This is a genomic window from Aliterella atlantica CENA595 (assembly GCF_000952155.1).
GTDB lineage: Bacteria > Cyanobacteriota > Cyanobacteriia > Cyanobacteriales > Chroococcidiopsidaceae > Aliterella > Aliterella atlantica.
Map to the genome: position 1 here is coordinate 445,164 of NZ_JYON01000001.1, position 17,713 is coordinate 462,876.

At 42.4% G+C, this 17,713-nt stretch carries 22 protein-coding genes and 2 pseudogenes; 14 read left to right on the forward strand and 10 right to left on the reverse strand.

The annotated features are described in order from the left end of the window. The first annotated feature begins 27 nt into the window (after positions 1-27). From UH38_RS02125 to UH38_RS26605, 3 genes are read left to right on the forward strand one after another with little or no spacing between them, the layout of a single operon-like run. On the forward strand, positions 28-1,365 hold the full coding sequence (locus UH38_RS02125; RefSeq protein ID WP_045052928.1) for an FMN-binding glutamate synthase family protein: 1,338 nt from the start codon (positions 28-30) through the stop codon (positions 1,363-1,365). Positions 1,366-1,419: 54 nt separating this feature from the next. Next, a complete protein-coding gene (locus UH38_RS02130; protein WP_045052929.1) occupies positions 1,420-2,115 on the forward strand; it encodes a hypothetical protein in 696 nt (231 codons plus the stop codon). A 51-nt stretch (positions 2,116-2,166) separates the two neighbouring features. Continuing rightward, positions 2,167-2,334 carry a hypothetical protein gene (locus UH38_RS26605; protein WP_160295920.1) on the forward strand — a complete coding sequence of 56 codons (168 nt, stop codon included), beginning with the start codon at positions 2,167-2,169 and terminating at the stop codon, positions 2,332-2,334. 46 nt (positions 2,335-2,380) lie between these two features. Here UH38_RS26605 and UH38_RS02135 read toward each other — a convergent pair whose 3' ends face one another. Together UH38_RS02135 and UH38_RS02140 are read right to left on the reverse strand one after the other, a co-directional pair. Beyond that, complete coding sequence (locus UH38_RS02135; RefSeq protein ID WP_045052930.1) at positions 2,381-2,779, reverse strand: type II toxin-antitoxin system VapC family toxin; 399 nt, start codon at positions 2,777-2,779, stop codon at positions 2,381-2,383. Then, the gene (locus UH38_RS02140) at positions 2,776-3,021 is read right to left on the reverse strand and encodes a type II toxin-antitoxin system Phd/YefM family antitoxin (protein WP_045052931.1); all 246 of its coding nucleotides are present in this window, start codon (positions 3,019-3,021) and stop codon (positions 2,776-2,778) included. The genes UH38_RS02135 and UH38_RS02140 overlap by 4 nt, the downstream gene beginning before the upstream one ends. Positions 3,022-3,100: 79 nt before the next feature. On the opposite strand from UH38_RS02140, the pseudogene UH38_RS28045 reads away from it, so the two are divergent. From UH38_RS28045 to UH38_RS02160, 4 genes and pseudogenes are all read left to right on the forward strand, one after another. Continuing rightward, positions 3,101-3,512 (forward strand): annotated as a pseudogene (locus UH38_RS28045) (glutamate synthase-related protein); the annotation flags it as partial. Between the two features lie 251 nt (positions 3,513-3,763). Continuing rightward, entirely contained in the window at positions 3,764-4,201 is a 438-nt protein-coding gene (locus UH38_RS25245; protein WP_072044867.1) for a GFA family protein, read from the forward strand. 77 nt (positions 4,202-4,278) lie between these two features. Beyond that, positions 4,279-4,626, forward strand: coding sequence for a hypothetical protein (locus tag UH38_RS02155; RefSeq protein ID WP_144405602.1), 348 nt, complete (start codon positions 4,279-4,281; stop codon positions 4,624-4,626). Then, positions 4,623-5,618: a PDDEXK nuclease domain-containing protein gene (locus UH38_RS02160; protein ID WP_045052935.1), complete on the forward strand. Its 996-nt coding sequence runs from the start codon at positions 4,623-4,625 to the stop codon at positions 5,616-5,618. Before UH38_RS02155 ends, UH38_RS02160 begins: the two co-directional genes overlap by 4 nt. A gap of 175 nt (positions 5,619-5,793) precedes the next feature. Here the strand turns inward: UH38_RS02160 and UH38_RS02165 are convergent, their stop codons facing one another. The 4 genes from UH38_RS02165 to UH38_RS02170 all read right to left on the reverse strand — a co-directional run bounded on the left by UH38_RS02165 (position 5,794) and on the right by UH38_RS02170 (position 8,538). Next, positions 5,794-6,717 (reverse strand): alpha/beta fold hydrolase, encoded by a 924-nt coding sequence (locus tag UH38_RS02165; RefSeq protein WP_045052936.1) that lies wholly within the window; start codon positions 6,715-6,717, stop codon positions 5,794-5,796. Between the two features lie 154 nt (positions 6,718-6,871). After that, positions 6,872-7,033, reverse strand: a complete 162-nt coding sequence (locus UH38_RS26610) for a hypothetical protein (RefSeq protein WP_160295921.1) — start codon at positions 7,031-7,033, stop codon at positions 6,872-6,874. A gap of 3 nt (positions 7,034-7,036) precedes the next feature. Next, entirely contained in the window at positions 7,037-7,225 is a 189-nt protein-coding gene (locus UH38_RS26135) for a hypothetical protein (RefSeq protein ID WP_144405603.1), read from the reverse strand. Positions 7,226-7,512: 287 nt separating this feature from the next. Further along, positions 7,513-8,538 carry a DUF2235 domain-containing protein gene (locus UH38_RS02170; protein ID WP_045052937.1) on the reverse strand — a complete coding sequence of 342 codons (1,026 nt, stop codon included), beginning with the start codon at positions 8,536-8,538 and terminating at the stop codon, positions 7,513-7,515. A gap of 119 nt (positions 8,539-8,657) precedes the next feature. Between UH38_RS02170 and UH38_RS28050 the strand changes: the two are divergent. From UH38_RS28050 to UH38_RS02185, 3 genes and pseudogenes are all read left to right on the forward strand, one after another. Beyond that, a pseudogene (locus tag UH38_RS28050) lies at positions 8,658-9,060 on the forward strand (glutamate synthase-related protein); the annotation flags it as partial. Between the two features lie 271 nt (positions 9,061-9,331). Then, positions 9,332-9,766: a GNAT family N-acetyltransferase gene (locus tag UH38_RS02180; RefSeq protein WP_160295922.1), complete on the forward strand. Its 435-nt coding sequence runs from the start codon at positions 9,332-9,334 to the stop codon at positions 9,764-9,766. 375 nt (positions 9,767-10,141) lie between these two features. Next, positions 10,142-10,717: a phosphatase PAP2 family protein gene (locus UH38_RS02185; protein WP_045052939.1), complete on the forward strand. Its 576-nt coding sequence runs from the start codon at positions 10,142-10,144 to the stop codon at positions 10,715-10,717. Here UH38_RS02185 and UH38_RS02190 read toward each other — a convergent pair. The 3 genes from UH38_RS02190 to UH38_RS02200 form a co-directional block, all read right to left on the reverse strand. After that, entirely contained in the window at positions 10,714-11,349 is a 636-nt protein-coding gene (locus UH38_RS02190; RefSeq protein ID WP_045052940.1) for a class I SAM-dependent methyltransferase, read from the reverse strand. The genes UH38_RS02185 and UH38_RS02190 overlap by 4 nt on opposite strands. Before the next feature lie 6 nt (positions 11,350-11,355). Further along, positions 11,356-11,616, reverse strand: a complete 261-nt coding sequence (locus tag UH38_RS02195; protein WP_045052941.1) for a hypothetical protein — start codon at positions 11,614-11,616, stop codon at positions 11,356-11,358. Between the two features lie 68 nt (positions 11,617-11,684). After that, positions 11,685-13,130 carry a slr1306 family protein gene (locus UH38_RS02200; RefSeq protein ID WP_407640439.1) on the reverse strand — a complete coding sequence of 482 codons (1,446 nt, stop codon included), beginning with the start codon at positions 13,128-13,130 and terminating at the stop codon, positions 11,685-11,687. A 419-nt stretch (positions 13,131-13,549) separates the two neighbouring features. Here UH38_RS02200 and UH38_RS02205 point away from each other — a divergent pair, with 419 nt between their 5' ends. The 4 genes from UH38_RS02205 (at position 13,550) to UH38_RS02220 (ending at position 15,973) form a co-directional block, all read left to right on the forward strand. After that, positions 13,550-13,735, forward strand: a complete 186-nt coding sequence (locus UH38_RS02205; RefSeq protein ID WP_045052942.1) for a hypothetical protein — start codon at positions 13,550-13,552, stop codon at positions 13,733-13,735. Between the two features lie 60 nt (positions 13,736-13,795). Further along, positions 13,796-14,824: a zinc-dependent alcohol dehydrogenase gene (locus UH38_RS02210; RefSeq protein WP_045052943.1), complete on the forward strand. Its 1,029-nt coding sequence runs from the start codon at positions 13,796-13,798 to the stop codon at positions 14,822-14,824. A 102-nt stretch (positions 14,825-14,926) separates the two neighbouring features. Further along, the gene (locus UH38_RS02215; RefSeq protein ID WP_045052944.1) at positions 14,927-15,397 is read left to right on the forward strand and encodes a helix-turn-helix domain-containing protein; all 471 of its coding nucleotides are present in this window, start codon (positions 14,927-14,929) and stop codon (positions 15,395-15,397) included. Between the two features lie 3 nt (positions 15,398-15,400). Beyond that, positions 15,401-15,973 (forward strand): PIN domain-containing protein, encoded by a 573-nt coding sequence (locus UH38_RS02220; protein WP_045052945.1) that lies wholly within the window; start codon positions 15,401-15,403, stop codon positions 15,971-15,973. Positions 15,974-16,624: 651 nt separating this feature from the next. Here UH38_RS02220 and rlmN read toward each other — a convergent pair. Next, positions 16,625-17,683 carry a 23S rRNA (adenine(2503)-C(2))-methyltransferase RlmN gene (rlmN, locus tag UH38_RS02230; RefSeq protein WP_045052947.1) on the reverse strand — a complete coding sequence of 353 codons (1,059 nt, stop codon included), beginning with the start codon at positions 17,681-17,683 and terminating at the stop codon, positions 16,625-16,627. Positions 17,684-17,713 lie beyond the last annotated feature (30 nt).

Genomic DNA, 17,713 nt, shown 5'->3' on the forward strand with positions numbered 1-17,713 from the left:
TTACATAGCAAACACTGTATTTTTAATATGAATCCTATTCAATCTAACGAACAATCTTGGGGATACGATCGCAAAATTCTCAACTACATCCAAAACGCCGCCGCACACGGTTTATATGAAATTCGCGGGCTAGGGGCGAAACGCAGAGTACCGCATTTTGACGATTTAGTATTTTTAGGTGCATCTTTATCGCGCTATCCATTAGAAGGCTACCGAGAAAAATGCGTAACCAAGACTGTTCTAGGTACGCGCTACGCCACTAAACCAATCCAATTAGAAATCCCCATCACCATCGCCGGAATGAGTTTCGGATCGTTATCAGCAAATGTCAAAGAAGCCTTGGGAAGGGCGGCGACGCAGATGGGAACATCGACAACTACAGGTGACGGCGGGATGACACAAGAAGAAAGACTGTCATCCAAAACATTGATTTACCAGTGCCTACCGTCGCGCTACGGCTTCAATCCTGATGATTTGCGATCGGCTGATGCTGTGGAAATTGTCATCGGACAAGGGGCAAAACCAGGCGGTGGTGGAATGTTATTAGGGCAAAAAATTAATCCTAGAGTTGCCCAAATGCGGACTCTACCAGAAGGGGTAGATCAACGTTCTGCTTGTCGCCACCCAGATTGGACAGGTTCAGACGATTTGACTATCAAAATTCAGCAATTACGCGAAATAACAGACTGGGAAAAACCGATATTTGTTAAAGTCGGGGCTTCCCGCACCTTCAACGATGTCAAATTAGCCGTTCATGCAGGCGCAGATGTAGTTGTTGTGGATGGAATGCAAGGGGGAACAGCAGCAACTCAAACAGTATTTATCGAACACGTAGGCATTCCGACATTAGCCGCCGTCCGCCAAGCTGTAGAGGCGCTAGAAGACTTGGATATGAAGGGGAAAGTGCAATTAATAGTCTCTGGGGGGATTCGTACTGGTGCAGATGTGGCAAAAGCGATCGCACTGGGCGCAGATGCAGTATCAATAGGTCAAGGTATTTTAGTAGCTTTAGGCTGCAATAGCGAAACCTATATTCAAGATGGCACGTATCATTCAGCAGTTAATGATTATGCAGCCCTCGGTACTGCACCAGGAGTTTGTCACCACTGTCATACAGGCAAGTGTCCAGTAGGCGTGACAACTCAAGATCCAATGTTAGAACAAAGGTTAGAAGTTGAAGTAGGCACAAAAAGAGTAAAAAACTACCTACAAACCTTAAACATGGAGTTAACAACAATAGCCCGCGCGTGTGGCAAGCAAAACGTGCATCATTTGGAACGAGAAGACTTAGTTGCTTTAACTATAGAAGCTGCGGCGATGGCACGTTTACCTCTAGCTGGAACTTCCTGGATTCCTGGGGTTTAAATACCATTTATAGTTCTTATAGCAGTTTCTTCAAGCAATTTTCTATAAGGTATTATGAGCAACTTTGTAGAAACTATCAAACAGTTTTACTCTCAAGGCTACAAGAAGGTTTACGATGAAGGTCAACCATTGGAAGTTGCTAGAAAAAAGTGGTCTTTTCATATTCATGGTTTAGGAGTTGAGCCAGCAGCGGAGCTTGATGAAAGTTCAATTAATTCCTACATCCATACATTACGATTCGACTTCAATCTTGAACTGATTTGGCATACTCCTGAGCCTAGGAATGCAACATATACAACAAACTTCGGAGATTATCTCGTTAGCGATAGTATGCTCAGGGACGATGACTTAGTACCCGATCGGGAAACTATAAGAGAATGGAATGATGATCTAGAATATGAAATACTGGAGGACTTAGAGATCGACCCAAGGTTTTTAGGGATTGAAGATAAGATTAACCAGTTACCAGATAGTGTTTGGGAATCGTGCAGGTTTTACAGCAAAAATATCTCGGAGCAAGACTGGGGAAATGTCTATACACTCAGAATCACGATTGAAAATCAGGACACATTAATTATTAGAACGACCACAGATGGTTCAGATGGTTGGCTAGAAGTATTTGACAGTCAAGGAGTTTATCTTGCGGCGGCACGGATTTCTGAAAATGGGGATGGAATTGCTTGGCGACCAATGCATCAAATCCGTGAATATGTTTTAGGAGAGCGCCGTTATCCACCAGAACTGGAGTAGAAAATATTTTAGTAGGTTAACACTGCTCTGGTGCGGACAGGTGAGATTGGAGTGGTAAAAGTTAGAGTTTTTTGCTTACGGATGAGTTCAGCCTTTATCAGTACAGAATTTATAGAAAAAGTTGCTCAAGTGCGATCGCTTTCCAGAAAGCCTAGACTACTATCCAGCACAAAGTTAGTAAAAAAAGTTGCTAAAGCGCGATCGCGCTACTTATATTAATGCTTAAGCAATTCTTATTCCGAGTGTATTTTCTTGGACTATGGTTTCAAGAACTAGCTGCCCAGAGCACAGCAACTTCATATTGATTGAACATTGAATCTGCACTCATAAGTGTCATCTCTTCATTCTGAGCTTGGGCAATCAGCATTCTGTCAAAAGGATCGCGATGATGTAAAGGTAATGCAGCCGCCCGTAAAGCATGAAATGCTGTAATTTCTAATGTTCTCGCTCCTAATTGAGTCATACGAGCAAAGATGTAATCATCTATTTGTTCCGGAAGAGGCAGCTTACCAATTGCAACTTTAATCCCTATCTCCCACACGCTGGCAACCGAGAACCAAAGCTCATTAGTTTCATCAGCAATTTGTTCTATTGCTTCATTGCTTAACTTTTCTGGCTGAGAAAACCACCACAACCAGCATTGGGTATCTAGCAAAAGTCTCACTCTACATCGCCCTCAAATGCCGCTAAAATCTCGTCAGGCAAAGGTGCGTTAAAGTCATCTGGCACGACAAACTTGCCTCGATCTTGTCCTAAACTAGCTCGCCTATTTGATGAAGTACGAAACGGAATCAATTTGGCAATTGGAATCCCTCGATTTGAAATCACAATTTCTTCTCCATTCTCTACGCGAGATAACAGCCGCGAGAGATTGGTTTTAGCTTGATGAATATTTACAGCTTCCATAGCTTCAAACTAAGTTTGTGAACTAAGTCTATTTTAAAAGTTGTAATAGTGCAAGTCAAGGTAAAAAAATTTAGATAGTGCGATCGCACTGGGGGCAGATGCAGTATCAATAGGGCAAGGCATCTTAGTAGCTCTAGGCTGCAAAGCGCGAAACTTATATTCAAGATGGTACGCATCATTCAGCTATTGAAGACTACGCCGCCCTCTGTACTGTACCAGGTACTTGTCACCACTGCCATACAGGTAAGTGTCCAGTAGGCGTAACTACCCAAGATCCGGTGTTAGAAAAGAGGTTGGAAGTTGAAGTAGGGACAAAAAGAGTTAAAAACTACCTGCAAACTCTAAATATGGAATTAACTACAATTGCTCGTGCGTGTGGCAAGCAAAACGTGCATCATCTGGAAAGAGAAGACTTAGTTGCATTAACTATTGAAGCGGCAGCAATGGCGCGATTGCCTCTAGCTGGAACTTCTTGGATTCCTGGGGTTTAAATAATATTTGTACTTGCCACAACATTTTTTATGGCGGTTTTCTATAGAATGTTAAACGAATTTTTCTGTATAGTACCCTCGGAAAAAGTGGATACACGGAAAAATTCTACATAATCTCTAAATATAGGTGTTATGTGGAAAGTCTCCGTTTCACATCCTCAAAAAATAACTATGATGCTTGTGTCTCGTTCTTGAGTATCCGATTATACGGAAAGTTTCAGTACAATAAGTAGTTAGCCAAGAGGGAGAAAATGATTGGAAGTTGCTTGTGTGGGAGTGTTGAATTTGAGATTGATGGTGATGAATTCAATATCTATCAATGTCATTGCTCATTGTGCAAAAAGCAAAGCGGCACTACTTCAAATTCTTCAACGATTGTTGGTAGTGATAGTCTTCGATTCGTTAAAGGTAATGATTCCATAAAATCATGGATCAAGGATACTGGCTTTCGGTCAGATTTCTGTTCCAATTGTGGTTCACCTGTTCCAAATCCTTTGAGGGACCTCGATTTATATTGGGTTCCGGTTGGTTTGCTTCCCGCATCAGTAAAGGCTACTGTTGTTGCACATTTATGCACCAGCACAATTTCCACTTGGCACTTAGTGGGTTCTGGTGTGGCTAAATTTCAAGACGTTCCGGCTCTTGAACTGTTAAAACAAATGCTGGCAGGTCGTTCTTGTCGTGGCTAACAAGTCGTTCAAGCTGACGGCGCTACGCGTCGCGGCTTAACTCCGGCGTTGTGCTTCTGCGCGCAGCCGAATGGAAATTGTTACAATCAGAATATGGCATTCGAGAAGTTGACCGAGAAAGAGCTTTTTTAGTTCTGGGAGAACCGAAAGAAAACCGTAACAAGCTTAAAAAAGCAATCAATTCAGTTTACGAATACAGATCTAAGTATGTTCATGGTAGAGTTTTTATACCTAATCCCATGTCAATGAAGCTTGCAGATGAGTCATTAGATAAGTTTCAAGATAAACTGCTAAAACACATAGATCTTGCGATGTTGTTGCTAGTAGCCTCTCTACAGAAACTTATTATTGAAGATGGGGATGAATTCAAATTCTCGGAAACTGTGTTAATGAGGTCTCAAGTCGAGGAAGGCAGTATTCCATGACAGACCCTTTACAACCCCAATTTACTGAAGTTCTCACTCTCATTCAATCTGCCCAACAGAAAGTTATTGCCACCACGAACCAGGAGTTAATCAAACTCTATTGGAGTATCGGGAAATACATTAGCGATCGCCTTACCGCATCAGAATGGGGACAAAAAACAATCGAACAGCTTGCAGCCTTCATCCAAGCTCAAGAACCTGGCATCAAGGGCTTTGAAAAGCGCAATCTCGAAAGAATGCGTCAATTTTACGAAACCTACCCTGATTCGCAAATTACGACCGCACTGCGGACGCAATTGAGTTGGACGCACCATCGGATCGTCATGTCGCGCTGTAAGACCGAAGCCGAGCGATTCTTTTACCTTGACCTTGCTGCTACCGAACGCTACAGCACCCGCGAACTAGATCGTCAAATCAACAGCAGCATCTTCGAGCGCACTCGCCTTGCTGATGCTAAACTCCCACAGACGAGCCATCCTAAACCGCTCACTGGAGTCTTTCGCGATAGCTACGTCCTCGACTTTCTCAATCTACCTCCCAATCACTCGGAAAACGACCTGAAAACTGCTCTTGTCAATTGTTTTAGAGATTTCATTCTTGAACTCGGTCGAGACTTCACTTTTCTAGGACAAGAATACCGTCTCCAAGTCGGCAACAGTGACTTTGCGATCGATCTACTCTTCTTCCACCGCGAACTCCAGAGTCTCGTTGCCTTTGAACTGAAAGTTGATAAATTTCAGCCCGAATACCTGGGACAGCTTGAATTCTATCTTGAAGCGCTCGATCGCGACATCAAAAAGTCTCACGAAAATCCAAGTATTGGTGTCTTGCTCTGCCGTGACAAAGATGATGAAGTAGTTGAATATGCGCTCAGTCGAGCAATGAGTCCTACCGTTGTCGCTGAATACGAAATTAAACTAATTCCGAAAGAAGTTCTCCGCAGAAAACTGAACGAGTTATATGAATTACTAGCAACCAGAGAAGACCCATGATTTTAGGGCTGATTTGCTCAGATCGCATATTCGTCGCTCATCGAGTGCGGTGAGTTGCGCACCGCAGAACGCTTAATCGCAACGGCATTATCTGGTAATCCACCCCCAGAAATTGCTCAAGAACTCACAGATTTATTCAAATTAATTTAAGCTAGTATCTGAAGCGTCAAGGAATTCACATCGATGTTGAATTTTTATTTTCAAACGCTGCTAACGTAGCAGTAAAGTCACTTGTTGACTCGTAGGGCAGGACATTACGACCAGCAATCTTCACGCCTTCGCCATGAGGCAAGCACTTGAGGTAATCTGCTAATCTTTGCTCTGGAGTATCCTGCTTATCTCTACTAATACTTGAAGAGCGATCGCCCATGACAACTAATGTTGGTTGATTAATTGCGGCGATCGCTTCTCGATAATTCTGCCGCCAGAAACCAGCTAAAAAGGAAAAGACTGCGTGACGGCTAGCGGGATTTGCCGCACCTTTGACCAGCATATCCAACCATTGATTATCGACTAGATCTGCATTGGCAAACAACTGGCGAGTAGAAAAAGAACTCAAAAATTGCGGTCTTCGAGCATAAAGGTAAAAAGCAGCCCCAAGGGGTGAGTCTAGCAAATTCCAAGTTAATTTCTGCTTTCGCTTTCCTGTTGGTTGAGTCATCAGTGCCATAGCTGGGGGGCTAGCCAGTACCAACTTTTGGATTAGATTTGGTTGAGCTTGCATTTGAATGGTTTCAAGTGCTACGGGTAGCAGCGCCCCTTGTACGACTAAAGTTACAGGTTTTTGGATAACTGTTTGCAAAAAGTGTTGCAGTTGGGCAGCCCAATCAGCGGGAGTGTAAGCGATATGTGGCATATCGCTCTCACCGCAACCTAGCAAATCAGGATTGTAAATAGGGTTGGTGTGTCCGTTTTCATACCAAGCATCACAGAAGCGATGCCAAAATCGGCGGGATAAGCCAACACCAATCGGGTGAATTAGTAATAAAGGAGTGCTATGTCGATCTTTTGGAACATCTGGAGAGTAGTATTCGTAAGCACAACGATAGTTTTTCCAGTTATAAAACTGTGTACTTGGGGTTGCAGCAGTCTGAGTCATGACCTACACCTTGACTTACAATAGATGCCAGTATTCGGCTAGCTGTCCATCTTGACCATACACTGGATCGGTCTTAGGCAGAGGCACTTAAGCAATATTGCGCTCTACTTGGGGACGTTCGCCTGGGTTTCTATAATAGTTACATCTAATATATCTACATCCTTGGCTGGATAAACAGAAGCTTGCACTCCTCTATACAACTGATTCTGGGGTTTTGCCCGTACCGCTCTTTGTACGACTCATTTGCCCACATCTCAATCTTCATCCGTCGATCGGCGCTAATTTCTACTCCTAAATGTTTTGCCCTCTGCTGCACGAATCAAAATTCAGGCTCCTTACGCGCGATCGCCGATCTAGCCTTACTACCAGACGAGCAAGTAGCTAGCTGTCCTTCTAAAAATGCCACCTTCTCAGACAAAGCCACAATCTTACTTTGTAATGAATGCTGACGAGTTGCTAGATATGCATCCACGCTGGCTCTAACTCGCTCGTCAAAGCGCTGAACCAATGGGTCTATATCTAGATCGTCCAGGGAACTATCTAAGTAAAGTTTGATGAAGCGGGTAAGTATAGCGGTTGCCGTTGACCCTTTTTGCTGACATCGACTCTTAAAGCTATCCTACAGACCTTCATCACAGTTGAATGATGCTAACTTCTTATCTCGTCCCGTATTGCTTATGTCTAGATATATACAGGTGGAGCAAAAAACTCTAACTTGTTACGTACCAAGATATCGCCTAGATCGTATCAGGGTGAGCGATCGCAGTATCGCAATTGAGCGCAGTCCTGCCATTGTTATCTATAGGCTGATAGGGCAGTTTGAAACTTCCGCAGATTCTCTGGGCGGTAATCACTCCGGGCTTGCCAACGTTTTTTCACGCTCTCATGGAGAGCGTCAAAACTACCTGTGATTTCACGCGGTTTTGTCCCCGTTACTTGGTAAATAATTCCTGGTTCATTGTCAAAATTGATAGCGGGATCGGTCTGGATGCCATCTTCAACATTATTTGGCTCGAAATCAAGTCCTAGCCCTAACTTGCCAATTTCATTCATCATCCATTGCAAAGCGCCATCTGATAGCCCTCGCTCTCTCTTTGTACCGCCGCCAATGCAACCATGTCCGCCTGGGAACCAAACTTGACGTACAACTTGAGCGTCAAACTTAGGACTTTTCTGCATAGGAGTTACGTCAAATACTGTTCGCAACTCATCTATTGCTACAGCGTGTAATGCCTTTTGTACGATCGAACTCAAAGTAGTGTCGTGAAACTTATACTTAGCATTGATCCAATCATCTACAGGTAACAAAGGTATTTGATCTGGTACGCCCAGAGAACCAACAGTATCCCAACAGCCGAGTAGTGTAATCGGTACGCGCTCTCCACAGGCAGCACGAAACCCTTGTGCCTCTGGGTGACTTGGTTTGATATCGCGATCGCGGTAGATTCTATAGGCTTGGGGTGCAGAACGAATATTGGGGCGTGATAGCAAACCTGAGCAATAAATCATCCCAGCCAAGCTGCGTACAGTGTACGCGCCGCGACTGAAGCCAAATAGGTAAATTTCATCACCCTCATTATAGTTAAGGCAAAGAAAGCGATAGGCATCTTGAATATTCTGGTCGATGCCCCAGCCAAATGCTCCACCTACAAGCCGATCGAGTTCGTCTCCGCCTCCAAGTCCCTCATCATAGAATACGATTTGAGACGTTCCATCGTTGCCCACTGGTTTGACTGCTTGAGCCATTTTGACTACGTTAGTTGGATAGGAACTACTGAGCTTTTGCCAAGTTCCATCGCAGCAGACAACAAGACGCTTCATATTTTCTCCTCCTTGGGTGAAAAGTATCTAATCGCGCCTACTCTAAACCAGAATCCAACAGCCTACTTGCTTTCTAATTGTTTCTTAACTAGGACTTATGTCAGTGGCATATGGGTGTGGTCAAAAGTGCGATCGCCCTGGGCGCAGATGCAGTATCAATAGGTCAAGGTATTTTAGTAGCTTTAGGCTGCAAAGCGCGAAACTTAAGTTCAAGATAGTACGCATCATTCAGCGGTTAAGGATTATGCAGCCCTCGGTATAGCACCAGGATGCCACCACTGTCATATAGGCAAATGTTTGGTAGGCGTAACTACTCAAGATCCAGTATTAAAACAAAGGCTAAAAGTTGAATTAGGCACAAAAAGAGTGAAAAACTACCTGCAAACTCTCAACAAAGAGTTAACAACAATCGCCCGCGCTTGTGGCAAGCAAAACGTGCATCACTTGGAACGAAAGGACTTAGTTGCATTAACTATAGAAGCGGCAGCGATGGCACGTTTACCTGTGGCTGGGGATTCATAGACTCCTGGGAGTTAAATAAGATTTGTAGTATGTCATGACAGATTTTTAGGACAATGTTTCAGCAAGTATTAAACAGAAAAATTCAGTACAATCTCCAAATATGAATATTACAAAAAACTTTTTATATATCATACTTCAAAAATGCTTGTAATGCTTGCATATTGGCATCAAGTGAAAGATTATACGGAAAGTTTCAGTAAAATAAATATTTCTGCAGCGCGGCTTGATGCAGGCGCAAGGTTTGAATAGGTAAGAGTGCAAATAGATGGAAATGTTAAAAGATAAATTGACTTTTGCCTTTCTGGCAGACAGACAAGATGCTATTGTAACTGTAGCACAATGGTATTACGAAGAATGGGGCAAAGTTCCTGGCAATTCGGTTGAGCAAACAATTGAACGGATAAAAGGCAAACTCAACCGCGACAAACCCCCTCTACACATTCTGGCAATTTCAAGGGATAGATTTTTGGGTGTTGCTCAGTTAAAGCTACGCGAGATGAGCATTTACCCAGAAAAAGAGTTTTGGCTTGGGGGTGTTTTTGTTTCTCCTGAGTTTAGAGGGTGTAATGTCGGCTCTGCTCTAGCAGAAAAAATTGCCGTCATTGCTAAAGGGTTTGAGGTCAAAGAGCTTCATCTGCAAACGGAGGCTGTAGATGGAGGCTTGTATAAGCGTCTTGGCTGGAACATCATCGAGACTACTGAATAGAATAGTGTGCGAGTGGTTGTCATGATGCGGCAATTGGTCTAGTGACAGATTAAGCAAAAACACACTAACAGCAGCAGAACAACATCCGTTTAGAGTTTATTAGTTAAGTACCAGAATTTATTGGCAGCGGTTGATGGATGCCGTTATGGAGTTCAGAAATCGCAAAGTGAGGTGCAAAAGCGCGATCGCTTACTGGAAAGCCTAGACTCTTATCCAGCACAAAGTTAGTAGGAAAAGTTGCTCAAATGCGATCGCGCTCAATGTCTATTTTTACGATAGAGATCGTCACAAGTAAGTCAAATTAAAGTATTTCTTTTTCTGCTTGCGATCGCGCAACTTAAGAGCTACATCTATACAAGTTGACTAAGGTTTTTCATGCCCTGGGTAAAAAATCTAGTAGCCGTATTTACAGTTCTTTGCTGTACTACTATAGCGACAAAAGTACGTGCTGATTCCTTCGACCAAGATGTATCTCGTGTCATTTCTAATGAAGGCACTATTATTTATTTAGGAACGGGTGTCGCCTTACCTTTACTACTAGATAGCAAAAATGGTAAAAATCAATCTCTACGAGCTTTAGATTCTCTCGGTACTAGCCTAATTGTCTGCCAAGGACTAAAAGCTGTCATCGATGTCAAACGTCCTGACTCTGACGATCGCGATAGTTTTCCTAGCTGTCATGCTACCTTAGCCTTTACTATAGCTACGATGCAAAGCGAGTACCAGCCAAAATATGCATTGCTTTGGTATGCTGGGGCAAGTGCGATCGCTTATTCGCGAGTAAATCTCAACCGCCATCGTTGGACTGAGGTGTTAGCTGGTGCTGCTATAGGTTACGGCATTGCGAAGTTAGAATTAAGTCAACCTAATGGACTAATTTTATTTCCTTTGATTGGTTCAGATGATGAAGGGGGAACAGTTGTCGGCTTGCAAATGAGCAAGTCTTTTTAAGTTGCTTTGGTTGCAACTCCGATAATATGCGGTGTAACTAAGGGAACTGGTGCGTCAAAGTTTTGGTAGTCTACGCTAGCAAAACCAGCTTGTTCTAATGCAATCCCTGTTTCACGATTGGGGTTGCAACCATCTCCTAATACTTGCCATAGTGGTTTGATAGTATTTTGTACTTGGCGCAAGAATGTCCCGTTGGGTGCTGCTACGTGTTCGATAAATAAAAATCTGCCGCCTGGTTTTAGTACCCTCAACACTTCCTGCAATGTTCGCTCTAAGTTAGGCACAGAACACAATACCAATGTACTGATAACAGCATCAATACTATTGTCCTCTGCATCTAATTTTTCTGCTGTTCCCGTACGGATGTCGATATGTAAGCCTAATTTATCTGCCTCTTTTTGCAAATAAGAATGCATAAAAGGGTTAGGCTCGATTCCAATCCACTCAATATCTGGTGGATAGTAAGATAAGTTAGGACCAGTACCAGGACCAATTTCTAATATTTTGCCGTGTAGGTTAGTAAATAATGAGCGTTTGCGATCGCTTATTTTCTCTTCATACTCAGCCGTTCCATTCGCCATTAACCAAGCAAATAGGCGTTTGTACCAGTGATAACTTACTTGTTGTGCCATATATAGTCAAGCATGAAGGTTTGCTTGTTCTTGCAGCCAAGGATCTGTTGGTTGTCCATCCCGACGACGCAGTTCAATTTCTACTACCATGACTTCTTTTGAACCAGGAGGTGCAGGTTTTTGATGAAACAAGATTTCGTAGTCAGCTGGGTTGTGATTGCGTTCTTTGAGCCAATCTTGAACTTTTGTTAGAGCAAAAAATGATTGTCCTTGCTCAAACATTCGCGTAATCTGCATCTGTAGCGTATAAGGATTTAATCTGCCCATAATCTATTTCTCCTGATGCGCGATCGCATACCATAACACTTACATAAGCGATCGCACTTTTGATTAATTTAAGAAGCGCTAACTTCAGCTTCGCCACCAGAAGTTGGTAATATCCGGCTTACACCTTGCTGTACGAAAGTCTGTAAGAAAGCAACTTGCTGATTTTGCTGAAATACCTTTTGCAAAGTTTGCCCTAACTTATCTAAATTCAAACCACTTTCAGTATTTATTGTTACTTCTTGGCTTTGGAAGTATTCAACCAAACTCAATGCTGCAACGCGAGTAAGATAAGCTGCACTAACTCCCTGCAAAGCACCGCCAGCAACATAAGTAACAACGTTACTCTTTAATACTGTGGCGATCGCTTTTGTCGATAATTCTACTAAACCTAGTTTTAGCATCAAGCTACCCATGTTCCCAGCTACAGTTTGCGCTTGCTGCAAGGAGAATTTTTGCTGGTAGATATTGCCTAATTCAACTACCAACTGAGCGTTAATTGCGGCTGTTGCTAGTAAATCTAACGCTGGTACGGGGTTAGCAAAAGCAGCAGCAGCGGCTATCCACTGATATTGTTCGATAATTGGCGTGGCGCGATCGCGTCTGACTGCATTTATAACTGTTTTTGCTTCAGCTTTAATAATTCCAGCATTGCGAATTGTTGTCGCCCAAATTAGCTGTTGCCCTTCATTTGCTAAAATTTGCTGCAAACCGCTAGTTAAGTTAGCAATTTCTGGTGCTGGTGTATCTAGGCGTTCGCTTACTGTTCCGTCTACTTGATGCTGGCGGACTTTTACAGGATTTGGGCAAGCTGCGATCGCTACTACATCTTTTGCTGTTTGCTGCAATGAATGCAATACTATCGCTCTTTCTTCTGGCAAATATCGATCTTGTTTGTTAAAAATTAGCAATGCCCGTTGCTCGACCTCTGCTAATTTTTGTAATACTTGCCATTCGGAGTATTTTAAATCGCTGTCAGTAACAAATAATACTAAGTCTGCGGCGATCGCTTGTTGCCAAGGATCTATTTCTGCCTCATCTTTAACTATTTGATTAAATAAAGCTGCTGTTTCTACAAGACTTACAGTATGCTTGCTAGTATTTTCCCAATTAGCAGACAAAACTTGTATCAATGTAGTTTTTCCTACACCCTTACCACCAGCGATCGCTACATTTATATTTTGTCGTTCTAATTGTTCGTTAAGTTGCGTAACTTTCGCTTGTATTTGTGGTAACAACTCATGTTTATCTGCTTCTATTTGTAATTGATTAACTACATTTTGTGCAGAATAGATGGCTTTTTCTACCTTTTCTCGATTTGGAGGAGAATTATCTATTAATTGAGCTTTTTTAGCTTTACTTTGTTGAAATAACCAAATACAAACACCAAGAGCGATCGCGCTAAATATTCCTAATTCGCTGATTTGTCCGAGCGAGCGATCGAAACTTTGCCATAGCCATAGAGCTAAAGTTAAGCCAATTCCGCCCGCTAAAATCGGTCGCCGCAATATTACCATCAATGCCTCCTCAAACTCAGCCACGCTAACACCCTATCGTTATCTACTGCTTTTCTTATGCTAGTAGAGGTAAATACAAACTGCCCACGCTCAAATTTATATTAATTTCCAGTTTCGTACAGCCAAACTTAGATTTCTGCATGGGGATCGCACTAAACAGGTTCGCCATTGATTAATGATCCCCAAGATAGATAGGCGATCGAAGCAGTAGCCCTTATCTTAGTTAGTATAGTAGCGTCTGTTAACAATAAAAAATAGTATTACAACAATGTTTTAGAAAAATATTGGTCATAACTTACCAGTTTTATAAGTAAAAAACCATCATTGCAGAGTTATTTTCACATTTGTTTAAATTAGAGTGTTTTTGTGACAAATCCAGCCTTGTAGTCTAACTATTTTTTAAAAGCGGAGATGAGATTATGCACGTACAAAATAATAACTGTCCATGCTGCGGTACTCCTTTGTTGCGTCATATCCGCCAACGCGGTATTTATTGGTTTTGTACCTCGTGCTGGCAAGAAGTACCAATTATAGCTGTAAGCAGATTACCAATTAAAGAAGAAATTACTACTAAAGCACAACCTACTGTTGCCACCAAAGGTTAAAAGCTAAATATCTATATATCCCTGATAAAATCGTGACACGCGATATATAGATAATTAGTTATGCTTGCTGCCCTACTTTACGGTAAAGAAGAATTACGCTTAGAACAAGTTGCCGATCCTACCCCTACAGACGATGAAATTGTTATCCAAGTAGGAGCAGCCACTACTTGCGGCACAGATTTAAAAGTATGGCGGCGCGGCGGTCATGCTAAGATGCTACAACTTCCTACTTTGTTTGGACATGAAGCGGCGGGAAAGATTGTTGCTGTAGGAAAAAGCGTGCAAAGTTGGCAAATAGGCGATCGCGTTGTTGCTAATAACTCCGCTCCATGCACAGAATGCTTTTTTTGTCAAAAGCAAGAATACTCATTATGTCCGAATCTTACTTGGAATAATGGCACGTTTGCCGAGTATTTGAAAGTTCCAGGGGCGATCGTACAGCAAAATTTATTACCTATTCCCGAAGACTTGCCAGATGCACTAGCAGCAATGACAGAACCTTTAGCCTGCGTACTGCATGGAGTAGCAAGATCGAACGTCAGATCGGGCGATCGCGTAGTAGTGTTAGGAGATGGAGCAATTGGCTTAATGTTTGTCGCAGTATTAGCCAATCAATTAGGTGCAGCAGTATTTTTATTTGGTGGTAGTGAGGCGCGGTTGCAAATTGGGCAAAAGTTTGGTGCGGCGAAAACGTTTAATTATCGGCATATAGAAGATACACCAGCAGTAGTTAAAGAATTAACTGATGGCTGGGGTGCAGATGTAGTCATTGAAGCAACAGGCGTACCTGCTGTATGGGAGAATGCGATCGCACTCGCTCGTCCTGGTGCAACAGTTAATTTATTTGGTGGTTGTCCGCGAGATACAACAATTACTGTAAATACAGAACAATTGCACTACAGCGAGTTGACCTTAAAAGGTGTATTTCACAACACGCCACAATATGTCCGCACTGCTTTGTCGCTGCTAGCAAGTAGAACCATACCTTTTGAGCTATTAATTAGCGAACAGCGCCCGTTGCAAGAGTTGGAGCAAGTATTTCAGGATATGAAACAGCGTAAAGTTGTGAAAGTTGCGATCGCGCCGTAACCTCCCTATTAATTTCGTTCATTTCGTACGTTTCGTTTGTTTCGTAAATAGTTTAAAATAAAACTGCATCTAGCTCCTTGATTGGAGAATTGAGCAGTATTCATGAAAGTTTCCATACATCAAAGTTCAACTCCCCTTTTACCTACTGAAGCAGAAGCAAGTCTCGCTCAAGCTAGCAGTCGAAAATTAGCAGCTTACGTGCAGAAATCTGGAGATTATCAGAATATAAAACTTGTTAAAGACGATACTACTAGCGAGACAATTGCTGTACCTGCAGTAGCCTTTAATCTATTAATTGACATTTTGGCACAAATGGCTAATGGTAACGCTGTGACGCTGATTCCCATACACGCCGAACTTACTACCCAAGAAGCTGCAGATATTCTTAATGTCTCTCGTCCTTATTTAGTAGGTTTACTGGAGTCTGGAGCAATACCTTATCGTAAAGTAGGAACGCGCCGCCGCGTGCGCTATCAAGATTTAATAGATTACAAAAATAAAATTGATGCCGAACGTCGGCAAGTCCTTGACGAGCTTGTTGCGGAGGCGCAAGAACTGAATATGGGATATTAGAAAATCGTGGCAAATTTCACTGCTATTTACGATGCGTGTGTTCTATATCCAGCACCGCTTCGCGATTTTCTGATGGAACTTGCGCTCACCGATCTATTTAAAGCCCGTTGGACAGAGGAGATTCATGATGAATGGATAAAAAACGTTTTAAAAAATCGTTCTGACCTTACAAGCGAAAGGCTAACTAAAACTAAAACTCTCATGAATATTGCTGTGCGAGATTGCTTGGTGACAGGTTATCAAGCGCTAGTTCCAGGTTTACAACTTCCAGATCCAAACGATCGCCATGTTCTTGCTGCAGCAATTCGCGCTCAAGCCGATATAATTGTCACTTTTAACTTAGATGACTTTCCTATGCAAATACTTAGCGAGTTTGGGGTTGAACCTCAACACCCAGATGAATTTATTTTGCATCTAATTGACCTTAATCCGGCGAAAGTATGCACTGCAATAGAAAGGCAACGAAGCAGGCTTAAAAACCCACCTAAGACTATTGAGGAACATTTAGATACACTCTTAGCACAACAGTTGCCGCAGTCAACAGCTACGCTACGTCAGCTATATTTTGAGACATAATCTAAAACTTGCAGCGATCGCATGATGAAGCCGTCAAGCCGTAGAACTATTATATCAGCAGGATTTATCATGGCAAGATTAGCAATCAACGAGCCTAATTGAACAAGATATAGATGCTTTATGTGCTTTTAAGCACTGAATATCTGCTCAATCTTAAAGGATTAACTTTTAGTTAAATTTCTAGGTAATTTATGTATAAAGGCTAGAATACAGAGGAATTACCATCGGGGATCAACAATTATAGAGATAGGAGGTTGCAGCAAAAAGCTTAATAGTCTGCCTAAAGTTATACGCAAGTGACTGAAATTACTTGCACAATAAAAGTGAGACAACAGTATATAAATCGCGTCATCTAGGCTTTAGCAGACAAAAAATCTCCAGCAACTTTAGGAGGTTTTCCGTACTTTTTTGGGAATTTTTGATTATTTACCTTTATTCTTGCTTTTTTTCCACTAATTAAGAGGTTACTACAAAATGCAATATTTTCAAAAAATTCGTTGCCCAAATTGCGGCAGCGAAGGCGAACGCCACTACATAACACATAGTAAACTAACTCGAACGCAATGCCCAAGTTGCGACTATCTGATGGTAACTTGTTCGGAAACAGGTAGAGTAATTGAGGCTTATTCGCCAGGAATAAGCTATCGCCGTCTAAACCTGCGTAGTGCGGAGTTGCCCGCAAGCAGCATTTGCATCCAATCCACGCGAGTAACGCACGCTAACAGCGATTTGATGTTGCGTTAGGATGCTCGTAAAATCTTGAATAGCACGAGAGCTTGGACGTTTGTATTCTGCCTCAGCAATGGGATTGTAGGGAATTAAATTAACATGACATTGAAAACCACGCAGCAGTTGGGCTAGTTCAACTGCTTGCTCTGGCAGATCGTTCACTCCCGCAAGTAAAATATATTCAAAACTGACGCGACGACCTGTAACTTGTACGTATTCCCGACATTCAGTAAGTAAGTCTTGAATGGGATAATTGCTAGCGCTAGGAATAAGTTTTGCGCGTAAAGCTTGATTAGAGGCGTGGAGGCTGACAGCAAGAGTAACTTGCAGTTGGTGTTGAGCAAATTTCCGAATGCGATCGCGAATCCCAACTGTGGAAACAGTCATGCACCGTTGCCCAATCCCCACATCTTGATTGAGAGATTTAATCGCTTTTAAAACGCTATCAGTATTTAACAATGGTTCGCCCATACCCATAAATACGATATGGCTGACGCGGCGCTGAAAGTCTGCTTGGACAGTCAGGACTTGATCGATAATTTCATAAGCTGCTAAATTGCGTAAGAAACCACCTTTACCAGTAGCGCAAAAATCGCAAGCCATCGGACAGCCAACTTGAGTAGAAACGCAAACAGTTAGCCGTTTGTCGGTAGGAATACCAACAGCCTCGACAATTTGCCCGTCTGCAAGCTTCAGCAAGTATTTTACAGTTCCATCGGTAGCTTGAGAACGAAAGTGAATAAGAGAACGCCCAATAGGGAAATCAGCTACAGAAGAGCGCCACTGTTTGGAAAACACAGAAATATCGTTGAGGCTGCGTGCGCCTTTATGGTAGATCCAATCGTGTAATTGTTTGCCACGATAGGCAGGTTGATCGCGCTCGACTACCCAATTAGTTAATTCTTCTAAACTTAAACCTAATAGCGGACTTGGTTTAGGCTTATCTAGAGTATTTGTAGTAATTTGGTCTTGACTGCCCATATAAGGAAAATTAATTAATATACTTCGACG

What these genes read in the sequence shown, in the direction of transcription:
- UH38_RS25245 (WP_072044867.1), top strand. Translation starts at nt 3,764, where the DNA reads ATGATTGGAAGTTGCTTGTGTGGGAGTGTTGAATTTGAGATTGATGGT.
- UH38_RS02195 (WP_045052941.1), bottom strand. Translation starts at nt 11,616, where the DNA reads ATGGGCAGATTAAATCCTTATACGCTACAGATGCAGATTACGCGAATG.
- UH38_RS02170 (WP_045052937.1), bottom strand. Translation starts at nt 8,538, where the DNA reads ATGAAGCGTCTTGTTGTCTGCTGCGATGGAACTTGGCAAAAGCTCAGT.
- UH38_RS02130 (WP_045052929.1), top strand. Translation starts at nt 1,420, where the DNA reads ATGAGCAACTTTGTAGAAACTATCAAACAGTTTTACTCTCAAGGCTAC.
- UH38_RS02190 (WP_045052940.1), bottom strand. Translation starts at nt 11,349, where the DNA reads ATGGCACAACAAGTAAGTTATCACTGGTACAAACGCCTATTTGCTTGG.
- UH38_RS02185 (WP_045052939.1), top strand. Translation starts at nt 10,142, where the DNA reads ATGCCCTGGGTAAAAAATCTAGTAGCCGTATTTACAGTTCTTTGCTGT.
- UH38_RS02180 (WP_160295922.1), top strand. Translation starts at nt 9,332, where the DNA reads ATGTTAAAAGATAAATTGACTTTTGCCTTTCTGGCAGACAGACAAGAT.
- UH38_RS02205 (WP_045052942.1), top strand. Translation starts at nt 13,550, where the DNA reads ATGCACGTACAAAATAATAACTGTCCATGCTGCGGTACTCCTTTGTTG.
- UH38_RS02160 (WP_045052935.1), top strand. Translation starts at nt 4,623, where the DNA reads ATGACAGACCCTTTACAACCCCAATTTACTGAAGTTCTCACTCTCATT.
- UH38_RS02215 (WP_045052944.1), top strand. Translation starts at nt 14,927, where the DNA reads ATGAAAGTTTCCATACATCAAAGTTCAACTCCCCTTTTACCTACTGAA.
- UH38_RS02210 (WP_045052943.1), top strand. Translation starts at nt 13,796, where the DNA reads ATGCTTGCTGCCCTACTTTACGGTAAAGAAGAATTACGCTTAGAACAA.
- UH38_RS02125 (WP_045052928.1), top strand. Translation starts at nt 28, where the DNA reads ATGAATCCTATTCAATCTAACGAACAATCTTGGGGATACGATCGCAAA.
- UH38_RS02165 (WP_045052936.1), bottom strand. Translation starts at nt 6,717, where the DNA reads ATGACTCAGACTGCTGCAACCCCAAGTACACAGTTTTATAACTGGAAA.
- UH38_RS02140 (WP_045052931.1), bottom strand. Translation starts at nt 3,021, where the DNA reads ATGGAAGCTGTAAATATTCATCAAGCTAAAACCAATCTCTCGCGGCTG.
- UH38_RS02200 (WP_407640439.1), bottom strand. Translation starts at nt 13,130, where the DNA reads ATGGTAATATTGCGGCGACCGATTTTAGCGGGCGGAATTGGCTTAACT.
- rlmN (WP_045052947.1), bottom strand. Translation starts at nt 17,683, where the DNA reads ATGGGCAGTCAAGACCAAATTACTACAAATACTCTAGATAAGCCTAAA.